Source organism: Flavobacterium sp., assembly GCF_044361065.1.
Classification (GTDB): Bacteria; Bacteroidota; Bacteroidia; order Flavobacteriales; family Flavobacteriaceae; genus Flavobacterium.
On record NZ_JBIKJI010000007.1, the window covers coordinates 1 to 20,591 of the forward strand.

At 32.5% G+C, this 20,591-nt stretch carries 23 protein-coding genes, 1 tRNA gene and 1 pseudogene; 16 read left to right on the forward strand and 9 right to left on the reverse strand.

Features of this window, described 5'->3' with window-relative positions:
• Window positions 1-224, forward strand: a pseudogene (locus tag ACIQ11_RS00945) (ribose-phosphate pyrophosphokinase); the annotation flags it as partial.
• Window positions 225-299: 75 nt separating this feature from the next.
• Window positions 300-905 (forward strand): 50S ribosomal protein L25/general stress protein Ctc, encoded by a 606-nt coding sequence (locus ACIQ11_RS00950; RefSeq protein ID WP_353077574.1) that lies wholly within the window; start codon window positions 300-302, stop codon window positions 903-905.
• Window positions 906-977: 72 nt separating this feature from the next.
• Here the strand turns inward: ACIQ11_RS00950 and ACIQ11_RS00955 are convergent, their stop codons facing one another.
• From ACIQ11_RS00955 to ACIQ11_RS00975, 5 genes are read right to left on the reverse strand one after another with little or no spacing between them, the layout of a single operon-like run.
• On the reverse strand, window positions 978-1,754 hold the full coding sequence (locus ACIQ11_RS00955) for an enoyl-CoA hydratase/isomerase family protein (protein WP_396151957.1): 777 nt from the start codon (window positions 1,752-1,754) through the stop codon (window positions 978-980).
• Window positions 1,755-1,757: 3 nt separating this feature from the next.
• Window positions 1,758-3,170, reverse strand: coding sequence for a sensor histidine kinase (locus tag ACIQ11_RS00960; RefSeq protein ID WP_396152004.1), 1,413 nt, complete (start codon window positions 3,168-3,170; stop codon window positions 1,758-1,760).
• 49 nt (window positions 3,171-3,219) lie between these two features.
• Window positions 3,220-3,759, reverse strand: a complete 540-nt coding sequence (locus ACIQ11_RS00965; RefSeq protein WP_396151959.1) for a CopD family protein — start codon at window positions 3,757-3,759, stop codon at window positions 3,220-3,222.
• A 29-nt stretch (window positions 3,760-3,788) separates the two neighbouring features.
• A complete protein-coding gene (gene hemH / locus ACIQ11_RS00970; RefSeq protein WP_396151962.1) occupies window positions 3,789-4,808 on the reverse strand; it encodes a ferrochelatase in 1,020 nt (339 codons plus the stop codon).
• Between the two features lie 12 nt (window positions 4,809-4,820).
• The gene (locus ACIQ11_RS00975) at window positions 4,821-5,693 is read right to left on the reverse strand and encodes a helix-turn-helix transcriptional regulator (RefSeq protein WP_396151964.1); all 873 of its coding nucleotides are present in this window, start codon (window positions 5,691-5,693) and stop codon (window positions 4,821-4,823) included.
• A gap of 228 nt (window positions 5,694-5,921) precedes the next feature.
• On the opposite strand from ACIQ11_RS00975, the gene hemA reads away from it, so the two are divergent.
• The 9 genes from hemA to ACIQ11_RS01020 all read left to right on the forward strand — a co-directional run bounded on the left by hemA (window position 5,922) and on the right by ACIQ11_RS01020 (window position 13,375).
• Window positions 5,922-7,175 carry a glutamyl-tRNA reductase gene (gene hemA, locus ACIQ11_RS00980; RefSeq protein ID WP_396151966.1) on the forward strand — a complete coding sequence of 418 codons (1,254 nt, stop codon included), beginning with the start codon at window positions 5,922-5,924 and terminating at the stop codon, window positions 7,173-7,175.
• Window positions 7,176-7,226: 51 nt separating this feature from the next.
• Window positions 7,227-7,631, forward strand: coding sequence for a GxxExxY protein (locus ACIQ11_RS00985; protein WP_291242544.1), 405 nt, complete (start codon window positions 7,227-7,229; stop codon window positions 7,629-7,631).
• 41 nt (window positions 7,632-7,672) lie between these two features.
• Window positions 7,673-8,602: a hydroxymethylbilane synthase gene (gene hemC, locus ACIQ11_RS00990; RefSeq protein WP_396151968.1), complete on the forward strand. Its 930-nt coding sequence runs from the start codon at window positions 7,673-7,675 to the stop codon at window positions 8,600-8,602.
• Between the two features lie 64 nt (window positions 8,603-8,666).
• A complete protein-coding gene (locus tag ACIQ11_RS00995) occupies window positions 8,667-9,347 on the forward strand; it encodes a uroporphyrinogen-III synthase (protein WP_396151970.1) in 681 nt (226 codons plus the stop codon).
• Between the two features lie 47 nt (window positions 9,348-9,394).
• A complete protein-coding gene (hemE, locus tag ACIQ11_RS01000) occupies window positions 9,395-10,420 on the forward strand; it encodes a uroporphyrinogen decarboxylase (protein ID WP_396151972.1) in 1,026 nt (341 codons plus the stop codon).
• Window positions 10,421-10,498: 78 nt separating this feature from the next.
• Window positions 10,499-10,924, forward strand: a complete 426-nt coding sequence (locus ACIQ11_RS01005; RefSeq protein WP_396151974.1) for a GNAT family N-acetyltransferase — start codon at window positions 10,499-10,501, stop codon at window positions 10,922-10,924.
• Between the two features lie 57 nt (window positions 10,925-10,981).
• Window positions 10,982-11,884, forward strand: coding sequence for an oxygen-dependent coproporphyrinogen oxidase (gene hemF, locus ACIQ11_RS01010; RefSeq protein ID WP_396151976.1), 903 nt, complete (start codon window positions 10,982-10,984; stop codon window positions 11,882-11,884).
• Between the two features lie 83 nt (window positions 11,885-11,967).
• The gene (gene hemB, locus ACIQ11_RS01015) at window positions 11,968-12,966 is read left to right on the forward strand and encodes a porphobilinogen synthase (protein WP_396151978.1); all 999 of its coding nucleotides are present in this window, start codon (window positions 11,968-11,970) and stop codon (window positions 12,964-12,966) included.
• 7 nt (window positions 12,967-12,973) lie between these two features.
• Window positions 12,974-13,375 carry a c-type cytochrome gene (locus tag ACIQ11_RS01020; protein WP_396151980.1) on the forward strand — a complete coding sequence of 134 codons (402 nt, stop codon included), beginning with the start codon at window positions 12,974-12,976 and terminating at the stop codon, window positions 13,373-13,375.
• A 33-nt stretch (window positions 13,376-13,408) separates the two neighbouring features.
• Here the strand turns inward: ACIQ11_RS01020 and ACIQ11_RS01025 are convergent.
• Together ACIQ11_RS01025 and ACIQ11_RS01030 are read right to left on the reverse strand one after the other, a co-directional pair.
• Window positions 13,409-13,490, reverse strand: a tRNA-Leu gene (locus ACIQ11_RS01025).
• A 59-nt stretch (window positions 13,491-13,549) separates the two neighbouring features.
• Window positions 13,550-14,941 carry a dipeptidase gene (locus tag ACIQ11_RS01030; protein ID WP_396151982.1) on the reverse strand — a complete coding sequence of 464 codons (1,392 nt, stop codon included), beginning with the start codon at window positions 14,939-14,941 and terminating at the stop codon, window positions 13,550-13,552.
• Between the two features lie 203 nt (window positions 14,942-15,144).
• On the opposite strand from ACIQ11_RS01030, the gene ACIQ11_RS01035 reads away from it, so the two are divergent.
• Genes ACIQ11_RS01035 through ACIQ11_RS01045 form a run of 3 tightly spaced genes read left to right on the forward strand, consistent with a single transcriptional unit; the run spans window position 15,145 to window position 17,127 of the window.
• On the forward strand, window positions 15,145-15,825 hold the full coding sequence (locus ACIQ11_RS01035; protein WP_396151984.1) for a 30S ribosomal protein S16: 681 nt from the start codon (window positions 15,145-15,147) through the stop codon (window positions 15,823-15,825).
• Between the two features lie 14 nt (window positions 15,826-15,839).
• A complete protein-coding gene (gene rimM, locus ACIQ11_RS01040; protein ID WP_396151986.1) occupies window positions 15,840-16,367 on the forward strand; it encodes a ribosome maturation factor RimM in 528 nt (175 codons plus the stop codon).
• A gap of 46 nt (window positions 16,368-16,413) precedes the next feature.
• On the forward strand, window positions 16,414-17,127 hold the full coding sequence (locus tag ACIQ11_RS01045) for a tRNA1(Val) (adenine(37)-N6)-methyltransferase (protein WP_396152006.1): 714 nt from the start codon (window positions 16,414-16,416) through the stop codon (window positions 17,125-17,127).
• A 2-nt stretch (window positions 17,128-17,129) separates the two neighbouring features.
• Here ACIQ11_RS01045 and ACIQ11_RS01050 read toward each other — a convergent pair whose 3' ends face one another.
• Window positions 17,130-17,747, reverse strand: a complete 618-nt coding sequence (locus ACIQ11_RS01050) for a hypothetical protein (protein ID WP_396151988.1) — start codon at window positions 17,745-17,747, stop codon at window positions 17,130-17,132.
• The gene (locus tag ACIQ11_RS01055) at window positions 17,734-18,234 is read right to left on the reverse strand and encodes an RNA polymerase sigma factor (RefSeq protein WP_396151990.1); all 501 of its coding nucleotides are present in this window, start codon (window positions 18,232-18,234) and stop codon (window positions 17,734-17,736) included. The genes ACIQ11_RS01050 and ACIQ11_RS01055 overlap by 14 nt, the downstream gene beginning before the upstream one ends.
• Window positions 18,235-18,504: 270 nt before the next feature.
• Between ACIQ11_RS01055 and ACIQ11_RS01060 the strand changes: the two genes are divergently transcribed.
• Together ACIQ11_RS01060 and ACIQ11_RS01065 are read left to right on the forward strand one after the other, a co-directional pair.
• On the forward strand, window positions 18,505-19,683 hold the full coding sequence (locus ACIQ11_RS01060; protein WP_396150731.1) for an acyl-CoA dehydrogenase family protein: 1,179 nt from the start codon (window positions 18,505-18,507) through the stop codon (window positions 19,681-19,683).
• A 114-nt stretch (window positions 19,684-19,797) separates the two neighbouring features.
• Complete coding sequence (locus ACIQ11_RS01065) at window positions 19,798-20,574, forward strand: DUF3050 domain-containing protein (protein ID WP_396151992.1); 777 nt, start codon at window positions 19,798-19,800, stop codon at window positions 20,572-20,574.
• Window positions 20,575-20,591 lie beyond the last annotated feature (17 nt).

A 20,591-nucleotide genomic window follows, 5' to 3' on the forward strand; every position in this document is an offset into this window, starting at 1 on the left:
AAGGTGCTTTGAGTGTAAGAGCCATTTGTACACACGCTATTTTATCTGGTGAGGCGTACGAAAAAATTGAAAACTCAAAATTAGAAGAGTTAATTGTTACAGATTCTATTCCGTTAAAGAAAGAGTCTAAGAAAATAAAAGTGGTGAGCTGTGCGCCGTTATTTGCAGATGTAATGCACATGGTTCAAAACAATACTTCCATAAGTGGGAAGTTTTTAATGTAAAGTTAGTCGGTTTGAAGATGTTCATTCCTTTAAACTACTAACCAATTATTTTTTATTAATTTTAATTTATTTCAAATGAAATCAATTACGATCAAAGGATCACAAAGAGAAAGCGTGGGCAAAGTAGCTACTAAAGCCTTACGTAATGCTGGAATGGTTCCTTGCGTTATTTACGGAGGGGAAAATCCAGTACATTTTAGTGCTGAAGAAAGAGCATTTAAAGGTTTAGTTTACACTCCAGAAGCGCACACTGTAGTAATTGAATTAGAAGGTGGAAAGAAATTTGATGGTATCTTACAAGATATTCAATTTCACCCAGTTTCTGACAAAATTTTACACGTAGATTTCTATAATCTAGATGCTGCAAAAGAAATTACAATGGAAGTACCTGTTAAAATTACTGGAACATCTCCAGGGGTTTTATTAGGAGGGGTTTTACGTTTAAACCAACGTAAATTAAAAGTGAGAGCTTTACCTGCAAACTTACCGGATTTCGTTGAAGCAAACATTTCTGAATTAGAAATGGGTAACAAATTATACGTTACTAAATTAGGCGCACCAAACTACAAAATTTTACACCCAGACAACACAGTTGTTTGTCAAGTAAGAATTTCTCGTGCTGCTATGAAAGCTGCTCAAGAAGCTGCAAAAGCAGAAAAAGGTGGAAAAAAGAAAAAATAATTCAATTTTCTATACAAGTAAAAATCCCGAGCATTGCTCGGGATTTTTTTTAATATTAAGTCAAGACATATTTTATTTTCCCACAAAAACCGCTTTTCTTTTTTCTAAAAATGCCGTTGTGCCTTCTTTAAAATCTTCCGTAGCAAAACTTGCACCAAAGTTTTTTATTTCTATATCAAAACCGTTAACGCCGTCTTCAAAGTTGGCATTTATAGATTCAATAGCTTTTGCAATGGCCACACTTGAATTTTGACAGATTTTTGTAGCTATAGATTTTGCTAAGTCTAATAATTCTTCTTGTGGCACTACGTGATTTACTAAACCATACGATTTTGCAGTTTCAGCATCAATCATATTAGCGGTCATAATCAATTCCATAGCTCTACCTTTTCCGATTAATTGTGTCAATCTTTGTGTACCACCATAACCTGGAATAACGCCTAAAGTAACTTCTGGTAATCCCATTTTCGCGTTAGTTGAAGCAATTCTGAAATGACAACTCATTGCTAATTCTAATCCGCCACCTAAAGCAAATCCGTTTACTGCGGCTATAACTGGAGTTTGTAAATTTTGAACAAAATCAAATAATAATTCTTGTCCTTTTGCGGCCAATTGTTCTCCTTCAGAAGCAGAAAAATGCGCAAATTCAGCAATGTCTGCACCAGCTACAAATGCTTTTTCACCACTTCCAGTTAATATAATTACTTTCGTACTGCTGTCGTTATTTAAATCGTTAAATGCTGTATGTAGTTCTTCAATTGTCGCTTTGTTTAAAGCATTTAATTTTGTGGGTCTGTTAATCGTAACAATCGCGAAATTGTCTTGTTTTTCAATTAAAATAGTTTCCATTTTTTAGTTTTTTATAGGTAGTTTTACTGTAAAAAGTGTTCCTTTTTCTTCTTCGGATTTAAAAGAAATACTTCCGTTATAATTTTCAATAATTTTCTTAATGATGGCCAATCCTAATCCCATACCAGAATTTTTTGTTGTGAATTTTGGTTCGAAAATATACGCTTGGTTTTCAAACGAAATTCCAATTCCGTTATCCGAAACCTTCAAAATAAAATTAGTATCTTCTTTTAAAATTTCAACCATTACTGATTTAAATTTTTGATTTTCAGGTATAGATTGAATGGCGTTTTTTACTAAATTAGTTACAATTCTTGTCAATTGTGTTCTATCAAAAGAAGTGTAAATTTCTTTTTCCGAACTTATAAAATCAATATAATCTTCATTAAAAATTTCTAAAGCCGTTTTACAAACCTGAACAATATTTAAGCGTTCATTTTGTTGTGTGGGCATATTGGCAAAATTTGAAAATGCACTTGCTACAGTGGTCATAGTATCAATTTGCTGAATAAGGGTTTCAGAAAAATCTTCAAGTTTTTGACTATTATTTGGATCATTCGGGTCAAATTTTCTTTGAAAACTTTGTATGGTTAAACGCATTGGCGTAAGTGGGTTTTTAATCTCGTGAGCCACTTGTTTTGCCATTTCACGCCAAGCGTGTTCACGTTCGCTTTGAGCTAATTTTTGTGCGCTTTCTTCTAAGGTATCAACCATATTATTATAGGCCAAAATTAGTCCATTAATTTCTTGATTTCCAGGTTGAAGTTTAAGTTTTTGGTTGCGTTCATTTAACTGTGTAATACCTAATTTTTCTGAAATTTGAGAAATCGATTTGGTAATATTACTGGATAATAAATAGGATATTAAAATAGAAATAATAAACATAATTATAAATACTTGCGCATATCGGGTTAGGAAGTTTTCCGCTTCTTCATTATAAAAATCGCTATTCTCTTCATACGGAATATTTAAAATAGCAAGATTTTTAAAATCGGCATCTTTAATATAACTATAAGACGATTTTAAGTATGTTTCGTTTTCTTTAACTTTTGTTATTACAATTCGTTTTTCTGAGGAAATTTTTAAGCTTTTAAGAATTTCGGCATTAATTTTCGGTTTTTTTTTATTCTTAATATAAGATTTAGATGATAATAGTAATTTTCCGTTTAAATCAAAAAAATTAACTTCAAGACTATGAATATCTGATAATTCAAGAATTCTACCCTTAAAAATACTTGGTATATTATTGGTAGTAAGTGGAAATTTTGAAGTTTGTAAAATGTATTCTATATGCTCTTTTATCGCATTTTCTTTTCGAGACAAACGTTCTTCGTGGTATTCTTTAGCTTCGTACCGAAAATGAATTAGTGACACTACAGTAATTAGTATTGTTGAAAATGTTGTAATAAACAACATCGACAAAAATATTCTTCGTCGTAACGAAAGTGTATGTATTTTTAAAAATTTAATCACTTTTTTTATCTCTTATTCTTTTATAGAATTTAAAACCAAGCATAATAATCACTGAAAACAAAATAATTCCAATTACACCATAAATCCAGTTGATTGCATTTTTTAAAATTACTAAAAAAACTACAGCAAACAAAATTATGGTCGCGCATTCGTTCCATAATCGCATAAAGTTTGAGGTATATTTTACGGTATCATTTTGTAATTCGGTATAAATTTTTTGACATTTAAAATGATAGATAAATAACAAAACTACAAATCCTAATTTCACTTGCATCCAAGGCATTTCCATAAAAGCAGGATTTAAATGTAACAACGACAAAGCAAAAATAGTGGCTAAAACCGCACTCGGCCAAGTAATTATGTACCACAAACGGTACGTCATTATTTTATACTGTTTTTGTAAAATTTCTTTTTCTGGCGAAGGCATTTCGTTTGCTTCAATTTGATACACAAACAAGCGAACAATGTAAAATAATCCTGCAAACCAAGTGATTACAAAAATTAAGTGTAAGGATTTTAGGTATTCGTACATAAAATAAACTATTTACTAATCGCTTTTTACTATTTACTATTTTTAAATTCTTCAATCCAATCAGCCACAACACCACACCATTCATCTTCGTCATTCATACACGGAATGGCCATAAATTCTTCACCACCGTGATGTAAAAATTGTTCGTTGGCTTCCATAGCAATTTCCTCCAATGTTTCTAAACAATCGGCCACAAAAGCTGGCGTTACAACGGCTAATTTCTTAATTCCTTTTTTTGGCATTTTATTTACTTCTACATCGGTGTATGGCGTTAACCATTTATCACCTGCTAAACGAGATTGAAACGTTTGGCTGTATTTACCTTCTGGAATGCCCAATGTTTTCACCACTTGTTTTGTAGTTTCATAACATTGATGTCTGTAACAAAATTCGTGTGCTGGCGAATGCGAATTGCAACAAGAACCATCAATTTTACAATGCGATTTGGTAATGTCGGTTTTACGAATATGACGTTTCGGAATTCCGTGATATGAAAACAATAAATGATCGTAGTCAAAACCTTCCAAATGCTTTTTTATCGAATTGGATAATGCTTCAATGTACCCAGGTTTGTTATAAAACGCTGGAACGGTTGTAAATTTCATATTTGGAAAATGCTTAGCGCGAAGCTCTTCTGCCAATACCAAAATAGTAGTGGTTGAAGCCATAGCGTGTTGCGGATATAAAGGAAAAAGCATCACTTCCGTTACGCCTTTGTCGTGTAATTCTTGCAATCCTTTTAAAATAGTAATTGTTCCATAACGCATAGCTAAAGCAACCGGAATGTCAACCAAACCTTTTACTTTTTCGTGCATTTTTTTAGAAATTACAATTAATGGCGAACCTTCATCAGTCCAAATTCTTGCATACGCTTCAGCAGATTTTTTTGGTCGTGTTTGTAAAATAATTCCTCTTACCAACAAAGCACGTAATAAAAACGGAACGTCAATTACGTATTTGTCCATTAAAAATTCATCTAAATATGGTTTTACATCTTTAGCAGTAGGGCTTTCTGGCGAACCAAGATTTACTAATAATACTCCTTTCATTATATTGTAATTTTATAAATTAACGTTTAAGTTTAATAGGTATTTTTTTGGCGTTGTGCCAAATTTCTTTTTAAATGCAGCAATAAAGTGACTTGAGGTGCTGTAGCCAATTTTCAATCCCACTTCATTTACATTATACGAACCGGTATCAAGCAATTTTCGTGCAAATTCCATTTTATAATCGAATAAAAAATTAAAAACGGTGTCGCCATAAATTTCTTTAAAACCCGCTTTTAATTTTTTTAATGAAATTCCAACTTCATCAGCCAATTCTTGTAAACCTGGTGGTTCCGCCATATTTTTAATGATGATTTCTTTCGCTTTTTTAATTTTCAACACATTTTCTTCGTCTGATAAAAATGGACAATGTTCTGCATTTGGATCTTCATTCGTATTAAAAAAAAGACTTAATAATTCGTAACTTTTTCCTTTTAAATACAAGGTTTTGATTGATGAATTTTGGTTGTAATGAAATATTTGATTTAATACAATTGCCATTGACGGGCTGATACTTTCTTCGGTGTAATATTTTTTTTCTAAATTATCTTTACTCAAAAACGGAATCATTTCTGAATCTGATGAAAATAAAGTATGGAATTTTTTTATGGAAATTAAAATAGAAATAATCCAACTTTTAGGAGCAATTTCTAAATGAAGCGGCAATTCTTTTTGCGGATTGTAAAGCAATAGCGCTTTTTCTTCATTCAAATCTAAAGTATAAGAATTATTATTAAAAATAAATTTTCCTTTTCCTTTTACATTAAAATGAAACTGAATTAAGCCTGAACCTACCTGTTTTTCAGACGTTTCGGTAGTGTCAGAATCGTTTTGAAATCGTAATAACGTAAAATCGGTATCAATTTTAATTTCTTCAAATGAACTCATAGCGTTATTTTTTTATGAATTGTTTAACAAAAAACAAGCTTGTTATTTATAATTAATCTAAACAAAGCAGTTGTTTGGTGCTGAATTTGTTACAAAGTTAGTAGTTTATATCAAAATAAGTGCAATTTATTTAAAAAAATCGAATTCCGATATAAAAAGTACTTTCAGCGTTGTTTTTGTACAGATGGAAACAATAATTTTGTGCATCTTTAAGAGATAAAGCAATTTATGGACAATCATTCACCTGCAAAACAAACTACTTTCTACGCTATCGGACTAAGCTACAAAAAAGCGGACGCCGAAATTAGAGGTAAATTTAGTTTAGACGCTACTGCCAAAACCAATCTTTTGAAACAGGCAAAATCTAACGGGATTGAAAGTCTGATTGTTACTTCCACTTGTAACCGTACTGAAATATACGGTTTTGCACAGCATCCTTTTCAATTGATTCATTTATTGTGCGAAAACAGTTCTGGAACGGTTGAAGAGTTTCAAAAATACGCTTATGTGTACAAACAAAAGGAAGCTTTAAACCATATGTTTAGAGTAGGAACGGGTTTGGATAGTCAAATTTTAGGCGATTTTGAAATCATTGCCCAATTGAAAAACGCATTTGTAGAAAGTAAAAAACATAATTTAGCAAATCCGTATTTAGAACGATTAGTAAATTCGGTAATTCAAGCGAGTAAGAAAGTTAAAAACGAAACTGAAATTTCAAGCGGCGCTACTTCTGTTTCTTTTGCGGCAGTGCAATATATTTTTAAGAATGTAGAAGCTATTTCTAATAAAAATATTTTACTTTTCGGAACAGGAAAAATTGGAAGAAATACTTGTGAGAATTTGGTAAAACATTCCAAACACGATCAAATTACATTGATTAATAGAACCAAGGATAAAGCAGAAAAATTAGCCAAAAAACTAAACCTTGTTGTTAAAGATTATTCCGATTTACAAATAGAATTACAAAAAGCAGATGTGGTTGTTGTAGCCACAGGCGCTCAAAATCCTACAGTGGATTTAGATATTTTAAATCTTAAAAAACCTTTGTTGATTTTAGATTTATCAATACCTAAAAATGTAAACGAAAACGTAAAGCACAACCCTTTGGTTACTTTAGTGCATATGGATCATTTGTCGGAAATTACCGATGAAACTTTAGAAAACAGAAAACTATTTATACCGGCTGCCGAAGAAATTATTAGTGAAGTTTTAACTGAATTTTTAACTTGGTCAAAAGGAAGAAAATATGCACCAACGATACACGCTCTAAAGGCAAAATTAAACGCCATTAAAGAATCGGAAATCAATCATTTAAAAAAGAAAAATGCCGATTTCAATGAAGAATATGCCGAAATTGTTACCGCAAAATTAATTCAAAAAATAACCAGTCATTTTGCCAATCACTTAAAAGATGACAACACGGTTGTAGATGAAAGTGTAGAGTGGATCAATAAAGTTTTTCAAATAGAAAACCAAAAATAGTATATTTGTTTTCGAACATTAAGAAATTAAGTTGCATTAAGCAAAATGAATATGACAAAAAAAGAAGTAACCAAATTATCTTTCGAAATTACTGGATTTGCAATAAAAGTTCATAAAAAACTTGGTCCAGGCTTACTTGAAAGTGTTTATGAGCAATGCTTAAAGTTTGAGTTAGAAAGGAATGGCTATAATGTAAAACAACAAGTTGTTGTTAAAATTGAATATGATGATTTGGAACTTGAATCAACATTAAGAATTGATTTATTGGTAAACGATACAGTAATTATAGAATTAAAAACAGTTGAAAGTATTTTGCCCATTCACGAAGCACAACTTTTAACGTATATGAAATTATTAGAAAAACCTCAAGGATTGCTGATAAATTTCTACACAACAAATATTACAAAATCTTTGAAACCATTTGTGAATGAATATTTTTCAAGACTTGACGACTAAAAACTAAATGATACTTAATTTCTTAATGTTTTAAAATATAAATGGTTAATAAAACAATACGAATAGGAACACGCGATAGCGAACTCGCACTTTGGCAAGCTAAAACCGTTGAAAAACAGTTGAACGATTTGGGCTATAAAACAGAAATTATCGCTGTAAAATCCGATGGAGACATTGTTTTAGACAAACCATTGTATGAATTAGGAATTACCGGAATTTTTACAAAAACCTTAGATGTAGCAATGATTCAAGGGAAAATTGACATTGCGGTACATTCTATGAAAGATGTACCAACATTATTGCCTAACGGAATTGTCCAAGGTGCCGTTTTGGAAAGAGCTTCAGCATTTGATATTTTGGTTTATAAAGAAAATTTAGACTTTTTAACCGAAGAAAATAGCGTCATTGCAAGCAGTAGTTTACGAAGAAAAGCAAGTTGGTTAAACAAATATCCAACGCATACTGTAGAAGATATTCGTGGTAATGTAAATACACGTTTGCAAAAAGTAGCAGATTCAAATTGGGGTGGTGCTATTTTTGCAGAAGCCGGCTTAGAACGTATCAACTTAAAACCAGAAAAAGCAATTGTTTTAGATTGGATGATTCCAGCACCTGCTCAAGGCGCTATGGTTGTGGTGTGTAATGCAGATGATTTCTTTTCTTTAGATGCCGTTTCGCAATTAAATCATATTGAAACCGAAATTTGTACCTATATAGAACGTCAATTTCTTAGAACGTTAGAAGGAGGTTGTACAGCACCAATTGGAGCAATCGCTACGTATAATGAGAAAGAAGATGTGATTGATTTTACAGGTGTTTTATTATCAATAGACGGAAAACAAAAATTAGAAGTTACTAAAACCGTAGCTGTTTCGGAATGGAAAAAATTAGGATTTCATACCGCTCAAGAAATTTTAGCCAATGGCGGCACAGTAGTAATGACTGAAATTAAAGAAAAACTAAAAAAGTAAAAACAAACCATTAAGGAATTAAGAAAACTTAATAATCTTAATTTCTTAATGGTAAAAGAAAAAAATGGTAAAAGAAACTACAATATTATCCACCAAAACACTTTCACCAATTCAAAAACAAGAATTAGTTAAGGCAACTATTCAAGTTATTGAAGCAGATTTTATTAAAACAGAAAACGCTTCTTTCGAAATAAAAAACCTGAATAAAAACTTAATTTTTACGAGTCAAAACGCCGTTTTAAGTATTTTGCAACATCCAAAAATTGATGAATTAAAGCAAAAAAACGTTTTTTGTGTAGGATTAAAAACCAAAGAATTATTAAACGAAAATGGTTTCACAGTAGAAGCCTACACAGGTTATGCAGAAGATTTAGCGGAAATTATTACGTTAGTTTATTCCGATGAAAGTTTCACTTTTTTTAGTGGCAATATTCGTAAAGATACGTTACCAGAAATGTTAACTGAAAACGAAATTAATTTTAATGAAATTAAAGTGTACGATACAACCTTAACACCTCATAAAATTTCAGATAAAGTAGACGGGATTTTGTTTTTCAGCCCATCTGCAGTAACCAGTTATTTGAAAAAGAACACACTTAGTAACGAAAAATTGTTTTGTATAGGAAATACAACAGCAGACGCTTTAAGAGCCGTATTGTCTGAAACTAAAATTAAAAATATAAAAACAGCGTATCAACCAAGTGTTGAAAACGTAATAGAACAAGTTATAGAATATTACATATAATATAACCTGACAGGTTTTCGAAACCTGTTAGGTTTAATACAAACAAAATGATAAAAAACGATTTATTCCTACGTGCCTTAAATAACGAAAAAGTTGAACGCCCACCGGTTTGGATGATGCGTCAAGCGGGAAGATATTTACCTGAATTTAGAGCTTTGCGTGACAAATACGATTTCTTTACACGTTGTGAAGCTCCTGAATTAGCAGCTGAAATCACCGTGCAACCGATTCGTATTGTGAAACCAGATGCAGCAATTTTGTTTTCTGATATTTTGGTTGTGCCAAGAGCGATGGGAATTCACGTGGAATTGAAAGACAATTTAGGTCCGATAATTCCGAATCCAATTCGTACTTCTCAAGATGTAGAAAAAGTGTTTGTTCCAGACGTAAACGAAACGTTGGGTTATGTTTTTGATGCGATAAAATTGACAAAACAAATGTTGAACGATGAGGTACCGTTAATTGGTTTCGCTGGTTCCCCTTGGACGATTTTTTGTTATGCTGTTGAAGGAAAAGGCTCTAAAAGTTTTGATACTGCCAAAGGATTTTGTTTTTCCAATCCAGTAGCTGCGCACGTTTTATTACAAAAAATTACCGATACAACGATTTTATATTTGAAAGAAAAAGTAAAAGCAGGTTGTAATGCGATTCAAATTTTCGATTCTTGGGGCGGTATGTTGTCTCCGGTAGATTATCAAGAATTTTCTTGGCAATACATCAACCAAATTGTTGAGGCATTAGCTGACGATACGAAAGTAATTGTTTTTGGAAAAGGTTGTTGGTTTGCTTTAGGCGATATGGCAAAATCAAAAGCTTCGGCTTTAGGAGTAGATTGGACGTGTTCGCCAAGAAACGCTCGTTATTTAACAGGAGGAAATATCACCTTACAAGGAAATTTTGATCCGAGTCGTTTATTGTCGCCAATTCCAACCATCAAAAAAATGGTACACGAAATGATTGATGAATTTGGCAAGGACAATTATATCGTCAACTTAGGTCACGGAATTTTACCCAATATTCCTGTAGACCATGCAAAAGCATTTGTGGAAGCGGTGAAGGAATACAATAGATAAGCTGACAGCAGATAGTTGTAAGTAATTCTAAAAATTATAATTCAATAAAACGGTATTGTTTAAAACAATTTAAAAGAAATGAAAGCAGCTATTTTAGACAAAAATGATTTAAACATAGACAATAAAGAGCAAGTTTCTGAATTATTTCGTCAATTAAGTCCAAATAAAATTCAGTTAGATCTTGAAGAAATATTGAATGAGAAAAACCAAATTACAGTTGCATATTGTGAAGATAATAATAAAATAATTGGAATTGCATTAATGTGTACTTACAAAGTTATATCTGGAAATAAGGGTTGGATTGAAGATGTAGTTGTAGACTCCACTTCTCGTGGAAAAGGAGTAGGAAGAAAATTAATTAATTTATTAGTTCAAGTAGGTGAAGAAAAAGAACTTTCTGAAATACTGCTTTTTACTGAAGATCATAGATTGGCTGCAATAAATTTATATTCAAGTGTTGGATTTAAACTTAAAGACAGTAAGATATATTGTAAGAAAAAATAACAAGAACTACGCACAACTGTCGTGAAGCGGCTGAACGCATAGCTAAAAGCAATTAAAATGAAAGACAAATTCTACCAATACATACAAAACCTACAAGATCAAATCTGTAAAGGATTAGAAACTATTGATGGTGTTGCCAAATTTCGTGAAGATATTTGGGACAGACCCGAAGGCGGTGGAGGAAGAACACGCGTAATTGAAAATGGTGCTGTTTTTGAAAAAGGTGGTGTAAACATTTCAGCGGTTCACGGGAAATTACCCGAAGCTATGCAAAAAATGTTTAACGTAGGCGAAGCTGATTTTTTTGCTTGCGGATTGAGTTTGGTAATTCATCCGAAAAACCCAATTGTGCCAACCGTTCATGCAAATTGGCGGTATTTCGAAATGTACGACGATAATGGTAATGTAATTAACAGTTGGTTTGGTGGCGGACAGGATTTAACACCTTATTATTTGTTTGAAGAAGATGCAATTCATTTTCATCAAACGTGTAAAACGGCTTGTGATAAACATAATCCTGATTTTTATCCGAAATACAAAAAACAATGTGACGACTACTTTTGGAACGCACATAGAAACGAAGCGCGTGGAATTGGAGGTTTATTCTTCGATTATTTGAAAGAAACCGAAGCACAATCGATGGAAGATTGGTACAATTTTGTTACTGAAGTTGGGAATTCATTCCTTGACGCCTATTTGCCAATCGTAGCAAAAAGAAAAGATTTGCCTTATACAGCTGAGCAAAGAACTTGGCAAGAAATTCGTCGTGGTCGTTATGTTGAATTTAATTTGGTTCACGACAAAGGCACTTTATTTGGCTTAAAAACCAACGGTAGAATTGAATCGATTTTGATGAGTTTACCACCACACGTGCAATGGCATTACGACCATCATCCTGCGGTAGGTAGCGAAGAAGAAAAAGTAGTAAAAGTATTAGAAAAACCTATAAATTGGGTATAAATTAAACCATTAAGAGATTAAGAAAAATTTAGTCAAACCCTTAATAAACTTAATCCCTTAATGGTTCAAAAAATTAAAATAGTATGTTTCCATTACAAAGAGGACGTCGTTTAAGAGTAAACGAATCCATAAGAAGTTTAGTTCGCGAAACCACATTAAGTCCAAGTGATTTTATGTTTCCGATGTTTATTGCAGAAGGAAAAAATATCCAAGTCGAAATTCCATCGATGCCAGGAATTTTTCGTCGTTCGATTGATTTAACGGTGAAAGAAGTTCAAGAGTTATTCGATTTAGGGATTCGTGCCGTGAATATCTACGTGAAAGTTAGCGAAGATTTAAAAGACAACACCGGTAAAGAAGCGTGGAATCCAAACGGATTGATGCAACAAGCCATTCGTGCTATCAAAGCCGCTTGCCCTGAAATGATTGTGATGCCCGATGTGGCATTAGACCCGTATTCTATTTATGGTCACGACGGAATTATTGAAAACGGCGATGTAGCAAATGATGCAACAAACGATGCCTTAGTAAAAATGGCGGTTTCTCACGCTCAAGCTGGAGCCGATTTTGTTGCGCCAAGCGATATGATGGACGGACGAGTTTTACGTTTGCGCCAAGGTTTAGACGCTGCAGGATTTGAGAATGTAGGCATTATGAGTTATTCGGCGAAATATGCTTCGGCATTTTATGGTCCGTTTAGAGATGCTTTAGACAGTGCGCCAAGAGAAGCCGATGTCGAAGTGCCAAAAGATAAAAAAACCTACCAAATGGATTATGCGAATCGTATCGAAGCCATCAAAGAAGCCCTTTGGGACGTAGAAGAAGGTGCTGATATGGTGATGGTAAAACCCGGAATTGCGTATTTAGATATTGTTCGCGAAGTAAAAAACGCGGTAAATGTTCCTGTAACGGTTTTTCACGTTTCTGGCGAATATGCAATGATAAAAGCAGCTGCTGAAAGAGGTTGGCTCGACCACGACAAAATTATGATGGAACAATTAATGTGCATCAAACGCGCCGGCGCTAGTTTAATTTCGACGTATTTTGCAAAAGAAGCAGCGATTTTACTAAACAAAAAATAGATAAATTATGAAAGTATATTTTAAATTACTTCTTACGTTATCAATAGGTATAAGTATCATCAGCTGTGGCAAAAAAAAAGAGACCGATGCTATGGGAAGCCCTATTAATCAAGCAGAAACTTCGGTTAATCAAACACCTAAAGAATTAGGAAAAGAATTATTTGAAGGAAAAGGTATGTGCGCCACTTGTCATAAATCAGATGTTGCAACTTCCGGACCAAGTATTAAAGACATTTCTAAAATATATACTGATAAAAAAGCAAGTATTTCGTTATTCTTACAAGGTGAAACGGAACCTATTGTTGATCCTTCGCAATATGAAATTATGAAAGCCAATCTCGAAATTACAAAAGCTATGTCAGAAGCGGAAGTGCAAGCTTTAGAAACATATATGTTAAGTATTAAATAAAAAAAGCTCAAAACATTGTTTTGAGCTTTTTTGTGCGGGTAAAAGGACTCGAACCTTCACACCTTGCGGCACCAGATCCTAAGTCTGGCGTGTCTACCAATTTCACCATACCCGCGATAATTGGAGTGCAAATATATAAACTAAGTTTTCTTTTAGCAAATTAATTTCTTGTTTTTATTTTTTATACATTTCTGTAAAATATTTATAAAATAACGGAATGGTTTCAATTCCTTTCATATAATTGAAAATTCCATAATGTTCATTTGGCGAGTGAATGGCGTCGCTATCCAAACCAAATCCCATTAAAATAGTTTTGCTTTTCAATTCTTTTTCAAACAAAGCAACAATTGGAATACTTCCACCTGAACGAACAGGAATAGCCGAAACACCAAACGATTCTGTATATGCTTTATTCGCAGCTTGATAGCCAATACTGTCAATTGGCGTTACATAACCTTGTCCGCCATGATGAGGTGTTACCTTCACGGTTACTGCACTTGGCGCAATACTTTCAAAGTGTTTTTTAAATAATTCTGTTATGTTTTCCCAATCTTGGTTTGGAACCAATCGCATCGAAATTTTTGCAAATGCTTTACTTGCAATAACGGTTTTTGCTCCTTCACCTGTATAGCCACCCCAAATCCCGTTTACATCTAAAGTAGGGCGAATAGAATTTCTCTCATTTGTAGTGTAACCTGCTTCGCCATAGGTGTCTGCAATATTTAATGCTTTTTTGTAATCATCTTCAGAATACGGTCTTTTTGCCATTTCGGCTCTTTCTTCTAATGACAATTCTTCCACGCCATCGTAAAAACCAGGTATGGTAATATGATTATTTTCATCGTGTAACGAGGCAATCATTTTGGTTAAAATATTTATAGGATTAGCAACAGCTCCACCATATAAACCAGAATGTAAATCTCTATTAGGACCCGTTACTTCTACTTCCACATAACTTAAACCACGTAAACCAGTTGTTATTGATGGTTGCGTATTTGAAATCATTCCAGTATCTGAAATTAATATTACATCACAAGCTAATTTTTCTTGATTGCGTTCTACGAACCAACTTAAACTTTTAGAACCCACTTCTTCTTCGCCTTCAATCATAAATTTTACATTACAAGGCAAGTTATTATTAGCAATCATGTATTCAAAAGCTTTCACGTGCATGTACATCTGACCTTTGTCATCACAAGCACCACGTGCAAAAATAGCGCCTTCTGGATGAATTTCTGTAGCTTTTATTACGGGTTCAAATGGGGGAGACGTCCACAATTCAATAGGATCTGCGGGTTGCACATCATAATGTCCATAAACTAATACTGTAGGAAGACTTGAATCAATTATTTTATGTCCGTAAACGATTGGATAACCTGGAGTTTCGCACATTTCAACTACATCACAACCTGCTTTTTCTAAGCTTGACTTCACCGATTCGGCAGTATTAATTACATCTTGAGCATACGCGCTATCTGCACTAACAGAAGGCATTTTAAGTAATTCTATTAATTCTTTAATAAATCGTTCTTTGTTTTCCTGAACGTATTGTTTTATGTTTTCCATGATTATTTTTTATAAAGTTCAAATATACGAAATGAATTTTAAAGTGAAAAGTCAAAAGAGAAAAGATGAAATTTGGAATGTAAACAACATTAAAACACTGATTTAAAAATAATTAAACATAAAACATTGAAATTTAATAATTATTATTATCTTTGCACCCTTAATTAACCGAGGTCGAGTACCTCAAATTTAATCACAAGATTATGCCAGTAAGAATTAGATTACAAAGACATGGTAAAAAAGGGAAACCTTTTTTCTGGATCGTAGCGGCAGATGCCCGCTCAAAAAGAGATGGTAAATACCTAGAAAAAATAGGGACGTACAATCCAAACACTAACCCTGCAACTATTGATTTAAATGTTGATAGTGCTGTTCAATGGTTACACAACGGTGCCCAACCAACTGACACGGCTAAAGCAATTTTATCTTATAAAGGTGCTTTGTTGAAACATCATTTAGATGGTGGAGTTAGAAAAGGTGCTTTAACACAAGAACAAGCAGATGCTAAATTAGCAACATGGTTAGATGCAAAAGCTGGAAAAGTAGATGCTAAAAAAGACGGTTTAAGCAAAGCGCAAGCAGATGCTAAAGCTAAAGCTTTTAAAGCAGAACAAGTAGCAAACGAAAAACGTATGGCTGCAATTGCTGATGCTGTAAAAGCAGAAGAAGTAGTTGAAGCTCCTGCTGAAGTAACTGAAGAGGTTGCAGAAGAAGTAGTTGAAGCTGCTGCTGAGGTAACTGAAGAAGTTGCTGTAGAAGAAGTAGTTGAGGCTGTTGCTGAAGTAACTGAAGAAGTTGCTGTTGAAGAAGTAGTTGAAGCTGTTGCAGAAGAAACTACAGAAGCTCCTGCTGCTGAGGAAAACAACGAAGAAAAAGAAGCTTAATATATTCTGCGATAATGCGTAAAGATAAATGTTTCTATTTAGGCAAAATCGCTAAAAAATTTAGTTTCAAAGGGGAAGTTCTTATCTTTTTAGATACAGACGAACCTGAACTTTATCAAAATTTGGAATCAGTTTTTATTGAATACAATAAAAACCTGGTTCCATTTTTTATTGATAAATCATCCATTCATAGAGATAAATTTTTACGCGTTAAATTTGAAGATGTTGATACGGAACTAGAAGCCGACAATATGAAAAATTTAGAAGTATATTTACCTCTAACGATGTTACCAAAACTAGAAGGCACTAAGTTTTATTTTCACGAAATTATAGGTTTTAAAGTTACAGATCAACGCTTAGGCGACATTGGTACTGTTCACGCCATTTTGGATAATGCCGCTCAACCTATCTTTGAAATTTTCAAAGGACAAAAACAAGTTTTAGTTCCTATGATCGACTCTTTTATTATTGAAGTCAATAGAAAAGAAAAAGAATTGGTTTTAAACACACCAATTGGTTTAGTGGATTTGTATTTGGAGTAGCAAATAACTTCAACATTCATTACTCAACATTCATAATTAATTTATGATTTTTTCATTCAAACAATTTTCAGTTCAACAAGAAAAATCTGCCATGAAAGTGGGTACAGATGGTGTTTTATTGGGTGCTTGGACACCGCTAATTAACAATCCATATAACATACTTGATATTGGAGCTGGAACAGGAATAATTTCCCTTATGTTAGCCCAAAGAAGTTTCTCAGAGCAAATTGATGCTATTGAAATTGAAGAAAATGCCTACGAAGAATGTGTAGATAATTTTGAAAATTCGCCTTGGGCAGACCGATTGTATTGCTACCATGCTGGGTTAGACGAATTTGTAGCTGAAATCGAAGAAATCGAAGAAGAATACGACATCATTGTTTCCAATCCGCCCTTTTATTCTGAAGATTATAAGACAGACAACGCATCTCGCGATTTGGCTCGTTTTACAGATGCATTACCTTTTGATGAATTAATCGAAGCGGCTTATTTGTTATTGTCAGAAAACGGAATATTTTCTGTAATTATTCCCTATTCTGCGGAAGAAGATTTTATTGCTTTAGCGAAACAATCGTTATTATTTCCGTTAAAAATTACTCGAGTAAAAGGCACGCCAACTTCTGAAAATAAAAGAAGTTTATTGGCATTTACTCGTATAGAACAAACGCCAGCTATTGATGAATTAGTTATAGAAACGACGCGTCATCAATACACTCCAGAATATATTGAACTTACCCAAGATTTTTATTTGAAAATGTAGGTTTATTCTTTTTCAAATTCCAGAATTTCCTCTAATTGATTTTTTACACCATTGAATTTTTTGCCATAATTTTTATATATTGAATTTGTGCCAATTGCAATAAATAAAAAAATTACAATTAAAACTCCAAGGAAAATCAGTAAAGAATAACTATCTTCAAAAACATCTATATTTTTAACATATTTTATATATAAAGGCGAAATCGCTGTAACCCAAAAAAAAGTTATAATATAATCGCTTTTTTTGGCTTCATAAATCTTATTTTCATACTGTAAAATAGTTTTTAAATAATCTTTTACAGGAGTTTTATAATAATCTATATTTTCAATCATTTTATTATTTTTATAATGACCCAAAAAACAATAAACCATTAAAATTCCCGAAATGAACAATGGAACACAATAATAAGTTGTTAAAAATATAAATCCAAGAGCAAAAGATATAATGGCATATAGTAATGCAAGAAAAGTTCCAATTTTTTGAAAGTTAAGAATTTTATTGATTGAACTTGAAGTAGTTTCCAAGGTCAATTTTTTTAAAACTAAATAATTGATTTCGGTGTTTTTCTCTCTACTATCAATCGTTTCCTGCCAAGCTTTTTTTAAGTTATCTATTTCCATTTTTATTTACTTTAAAATATTCTTTAAGTTGAATTTTTAATCTGTTAATTTTTGTACTAATGTTAGTTTCAGAAATCCCTAAAATCAAAGCAATTTCTGCGTAAGACTTTTCTTGTAGATACAAAATCATAAGTGCTTTATTAATGTCATTTAATTGAAATATAAATTCATTTAGCACCCTTAAGTCTTCATCAATTACTAAAGGCGTCTCATCCTGTAGATGTGTTTCAATAAATAAATTAACATTAATAAATTTATCTTTTCGTCTTTTTTGTTTTTTATAAAACCCTATCGAAACATTCAATGCAATTCTATAAATAAAAGTACTCCAAGCAAATGCTTCATTATATTTTTTATAGGAAAGCCATATTTGAATTAAAATTTCTTGTTCTAAATCTTTTTTGTCATCCGCATTTTTACAATAGTAATTGACAATACGAAAAATTATCCCTTTGTTCTTATTTAAAATTTCCTCAAATGTTTCCAAAATGCTCTTTTTACTTTATTACATTATTATAACAAACCTATAAATTATCACATTTAAAATGCCTTATTTTAAAAAAATTATTATTTTCTTAGAGTTATGTCTGATAATTGAAGTCCAATTTCTATATAATAGATATAAAATTAACAGAATAATTTTATTTGAAAATGTAAGTTTTAACTTTTGTTTTCTAATAAATCTAACTATTCAATTTACTTTTGTTAAAAAATAATTACTTTTGTCATTCAAATTGATTTATAAAAACATTCACATATGAAACCAGATTTATTTCAATCACCTGATTATTATTTGTTAGACGATTTATTATCAGAAGAGCATAAATTAGTTCGTGATGCAGCAAGAGCTTGGGTAAAAAAAGAAGTTTCTCCAATTATTGAAGACTATGCGCAACGTGCTGAATTTCCAAAACAAATTGTAAAAGGATTAGGTGAGATTGGTGGTTTTGGACCATACATTCCTGTAGAATATGGTGGTGCGGGATTAGACCAAATTTCATATGGTTTAATTATGCAAGAAATTGAAAGAGGCGATTCTGGTGTACGATCTACTTCTTCTGTACAATCTTCATTGGTAATGTACCCAATTTGGAAATACGGAAATGAAGAACAGAGAATGAAATATTTGCCAAAATTAGCCACTGGAGAATTTATTGGTTGTTTTGGTTTAACAGAACCTGATCACGGTTCAAATCCAGGTGGAATGACATCGAATTTTAAAGATATGGGCGACCATTATCTTTTAAATGGTGCTAAAATGTGGATTTCAAATGCGCCTTTTGCTGATATTGCAGTAGTTTGGGCAAAAAATGAAGAAGGCAGAATTCACGGATTAATTGTAGAAAGAGGTATGGAAGGGTTTACCACTCCAGAAACACATAATAAATGGTCGTTACGTGCTTCGGCAACGGGTGAACTTATTTTTGATAACGTGAAAGTACCAAAAGAAAATTTATTACCAAATAAATCTGGACTTGGTGCGCCGCTGGGATGTTTAGATTCAGCACGATATGGAATTGCTTGGGGTGCAATTGGCGCTGCAATGGACTGTTATGATACCGCTTTGCGTTATTCTAAAGAACGTATTCAGTTTGACAAACCTATTGGTGCGACACAATTACAACAAAAGAAATTGGCAGAAATGATTACAGAAATCACAAAAGCACAATTATTAACTTGGCGATTAGGCGTTTTAAGAAATGAAGGTAGAGCAACAACTGCTCAAATTTCTATGGCGAAAAGAAACAACGTGGATATGGCTTTAACGATTGCTCGTGATGCACGTCAGATGTTAGGAGGAATGGGAATTACTGGAGAATATTCTATTATGCGTCATATGATGAATTTAGAGTCGGTAGTTACTTACGAAGGAACGCATGACATTCACTTATTGATAACAGGAATGGATGTTACTGGTTTTCCAGCTTTCAAATAAGGCATTTTTAGATTAAACAATAAATAAAATTGATATAAAATGCTTCTCTATTTGGAGAAGCATTTTTACTTTTGTATCCGAAAGAATTACACTTAAAATTTTAACATTTTTAAAATGAATACAAATTCGATAAAAAACGAAATTGAACCTTTAAGACAAGAGTTGTTAAATCATCCTTTGTATGCTAAAATTCATACTATTGAGGATTTACATGTTTTTTTAACACATCATGTGTATGCGGTTTGGGATTTTATGTCGTTGTTAAAAGGGTTACAAATTCATCTAACTTCGGTGTCTATACCTTGGACGGCTTCACCAAATCCAGAATTACGTTATTTAATTAATGAAATTGTAGTTGCAGAAGAATCAGATTTGGCATTAGACGGTTCACGACAAAGTCATTTTGAAATGTATTTAGATGCTATGATAGAATGCGGCGCTACTACACAACCCGTTTTAGATTTTTTAGAGCAAGTAGCGAGTACGAAAAATGTTTTTGTTGCGATAAAAAATGCAAATTTACCTGACGAAGTTAAGGATTTTTTACATTTTACTTTTACTGTAATTGAAACAGGCCAACCTCATAAAATTGCATCGGCATTTACATTTGGCCGCGAAGATTTAATTCCGAATATGTTTACTGAAATTGTTAAAAGTTTTCAGAAAAACTTCCCAGAAACAAACGTGTCTAAATTAATTTATTACTTTGAAAGGCACATTGAGTTGGATGCAGATGAACACGGACCAATGGCTATGAAAATGATTGATTACTTATGCGGTGATGACATCAAAAAATGGCAAGAAGTAGCGCAAGTAGCACAAGAATCACTTCAAAAAAGAATAGGGTTGTGGAATGCTATTGAACGTTTAGTTGTTCCTGAATTGGTTTAATTTATAGAATTAAAAAA

Coding starts and splice junctions, on each gene's coding strand:
- ACIQ11_RS00950 (WP_353077574.1), top strand. CDS start 300: ATGAAATCAATTACGATCAAAGGATCACAAAGAGAAAGCGTGGGCAAA.
- ACIQ11_RS00955 (WP_396151957.1), bottom strand. CDS start 1,754: ATGGAAACTATTTTAATTGAAAAACAAGACAATTTCGCGATTGTTACG.
- ACIQ11_RS00960 (WP_396152004.1), bottom strand. CDS start 3,170: ATGTTGTTTATTACAACATTTTCAACAATACTAATTACTGTAGTGTCA.
- ACIQ11_RS00965 (WP_396151959.1), bottom strand. CDS start 3,759: ATGTACGAATACCTAAAATCCTTACACTTAATTTTTGTAATCACTTGG.
- hemH (WP_396151962.1), bottom strand. CDS start 4,808: ATGAAAGGAGTATTATTAGTAAATCTTGGTTCGCCAGAAAGCCCTACT.
- ACIQ11_RS00975 (WP_396151964.1), bottom strand. CDS start 5,693: ATGAGTTCATTTGAAGAAATTAAAATTGATACCGATTTTACGTTATTA.
- hemA (WP_396151966.1), top strand. CDS start 5,922: ATGGACAATCATTCACCTGCAAAACAAACTACTTTCTACGCTATCGGA.
- ACIQ11_RS00985 (WP_291242544.1), top strand. CDS start 7,227: ATGACAAAAAAAGAAGTAACCAAATTATCTTTCGAAATTACTGGATTT.
- hemC (WP_396151968.1), top strand. CDS start 7,673: ATGGTTAATAAAACAATACGAATAGGAACACGCGATAGCGAACTCGCA.
- ACIQ11_RS00995 (WP_396151970.1), top strand. CDS start 8,667: ATGGTAAAAGAAACTACAATATTATCCACCAAAACACTTTCACCAATT.
- hemE (WP_396151972.1), top strand. CDS start 9,395: ATGATAAAAAACGATTTATTCCTACGTGCCTTAAATAACGAAAAAGTT.
- ACIQ11_RS01005 (WP_396151974.1), top strand. CDS start 10,499: ATGAAAGCAGCTATTTTAGACAAAAATGATTTAAACATAGACAATAAA.
- hemF (WP_396151976.1), top strand. CDS start 10,982: ATGAAAGACAAATTCTACCAATACATACAAAACCTACAAGATCAAATC.
- hemB (WP_396151978.1), top strand. CDS start 11,968: ATGTTTCCATTACAAAGAGGACGTCGTTTAAGAGTAAACGAATCCATA.
- ACIQ11_RS01020 (WP_396151980.1), top strand. CDS start 12,974: ATGAAAGTATATTTTAAATTACTTCTTACGTTATCAATAGGTATAAGT.
- ACIQ11_RS01030 (WP_396151982.1), bottom strand. CDS start 14,941: ATGGAAAACATAAAACAATACGTTCAGGAAAACAAAGAACGATTTATT.
- ACIQ11_RS01035 (WP_396151984.1), top strand. CDS start 15,145: ATGCCAGTAAGAATTAGATTACAAAGACATGGTAAAAAAGGGAAACCT.
- rimM (WP_396151986.1), top strand. CDS start 15,840: ATGCGTAAAGATAAATGTTTCTATTTAGGCAAAATCGCTAAAAAATTT.
- ACIQ11_RS01050 (WP_396151988.1), bottom strand. CDS start 17,747: ATGGAAATAGATAACTTAAAAAAAGCTTGGCAGGAAACGATTGATAGT.
- ACIQ11_RS01060 (WP_396150731.1), top strand. CDS start 18,505: ATGAAACCAGATTTATTTCAATCACCTGATTATTATTTGTTAGACGAT.
- ACIQ11_RS01065 (WP_396151992.1), top strand. CDS start 19,798: ATGAATACAAATTCGATAAAAAACGAAATTGAACCTTTAAGACAAGAG.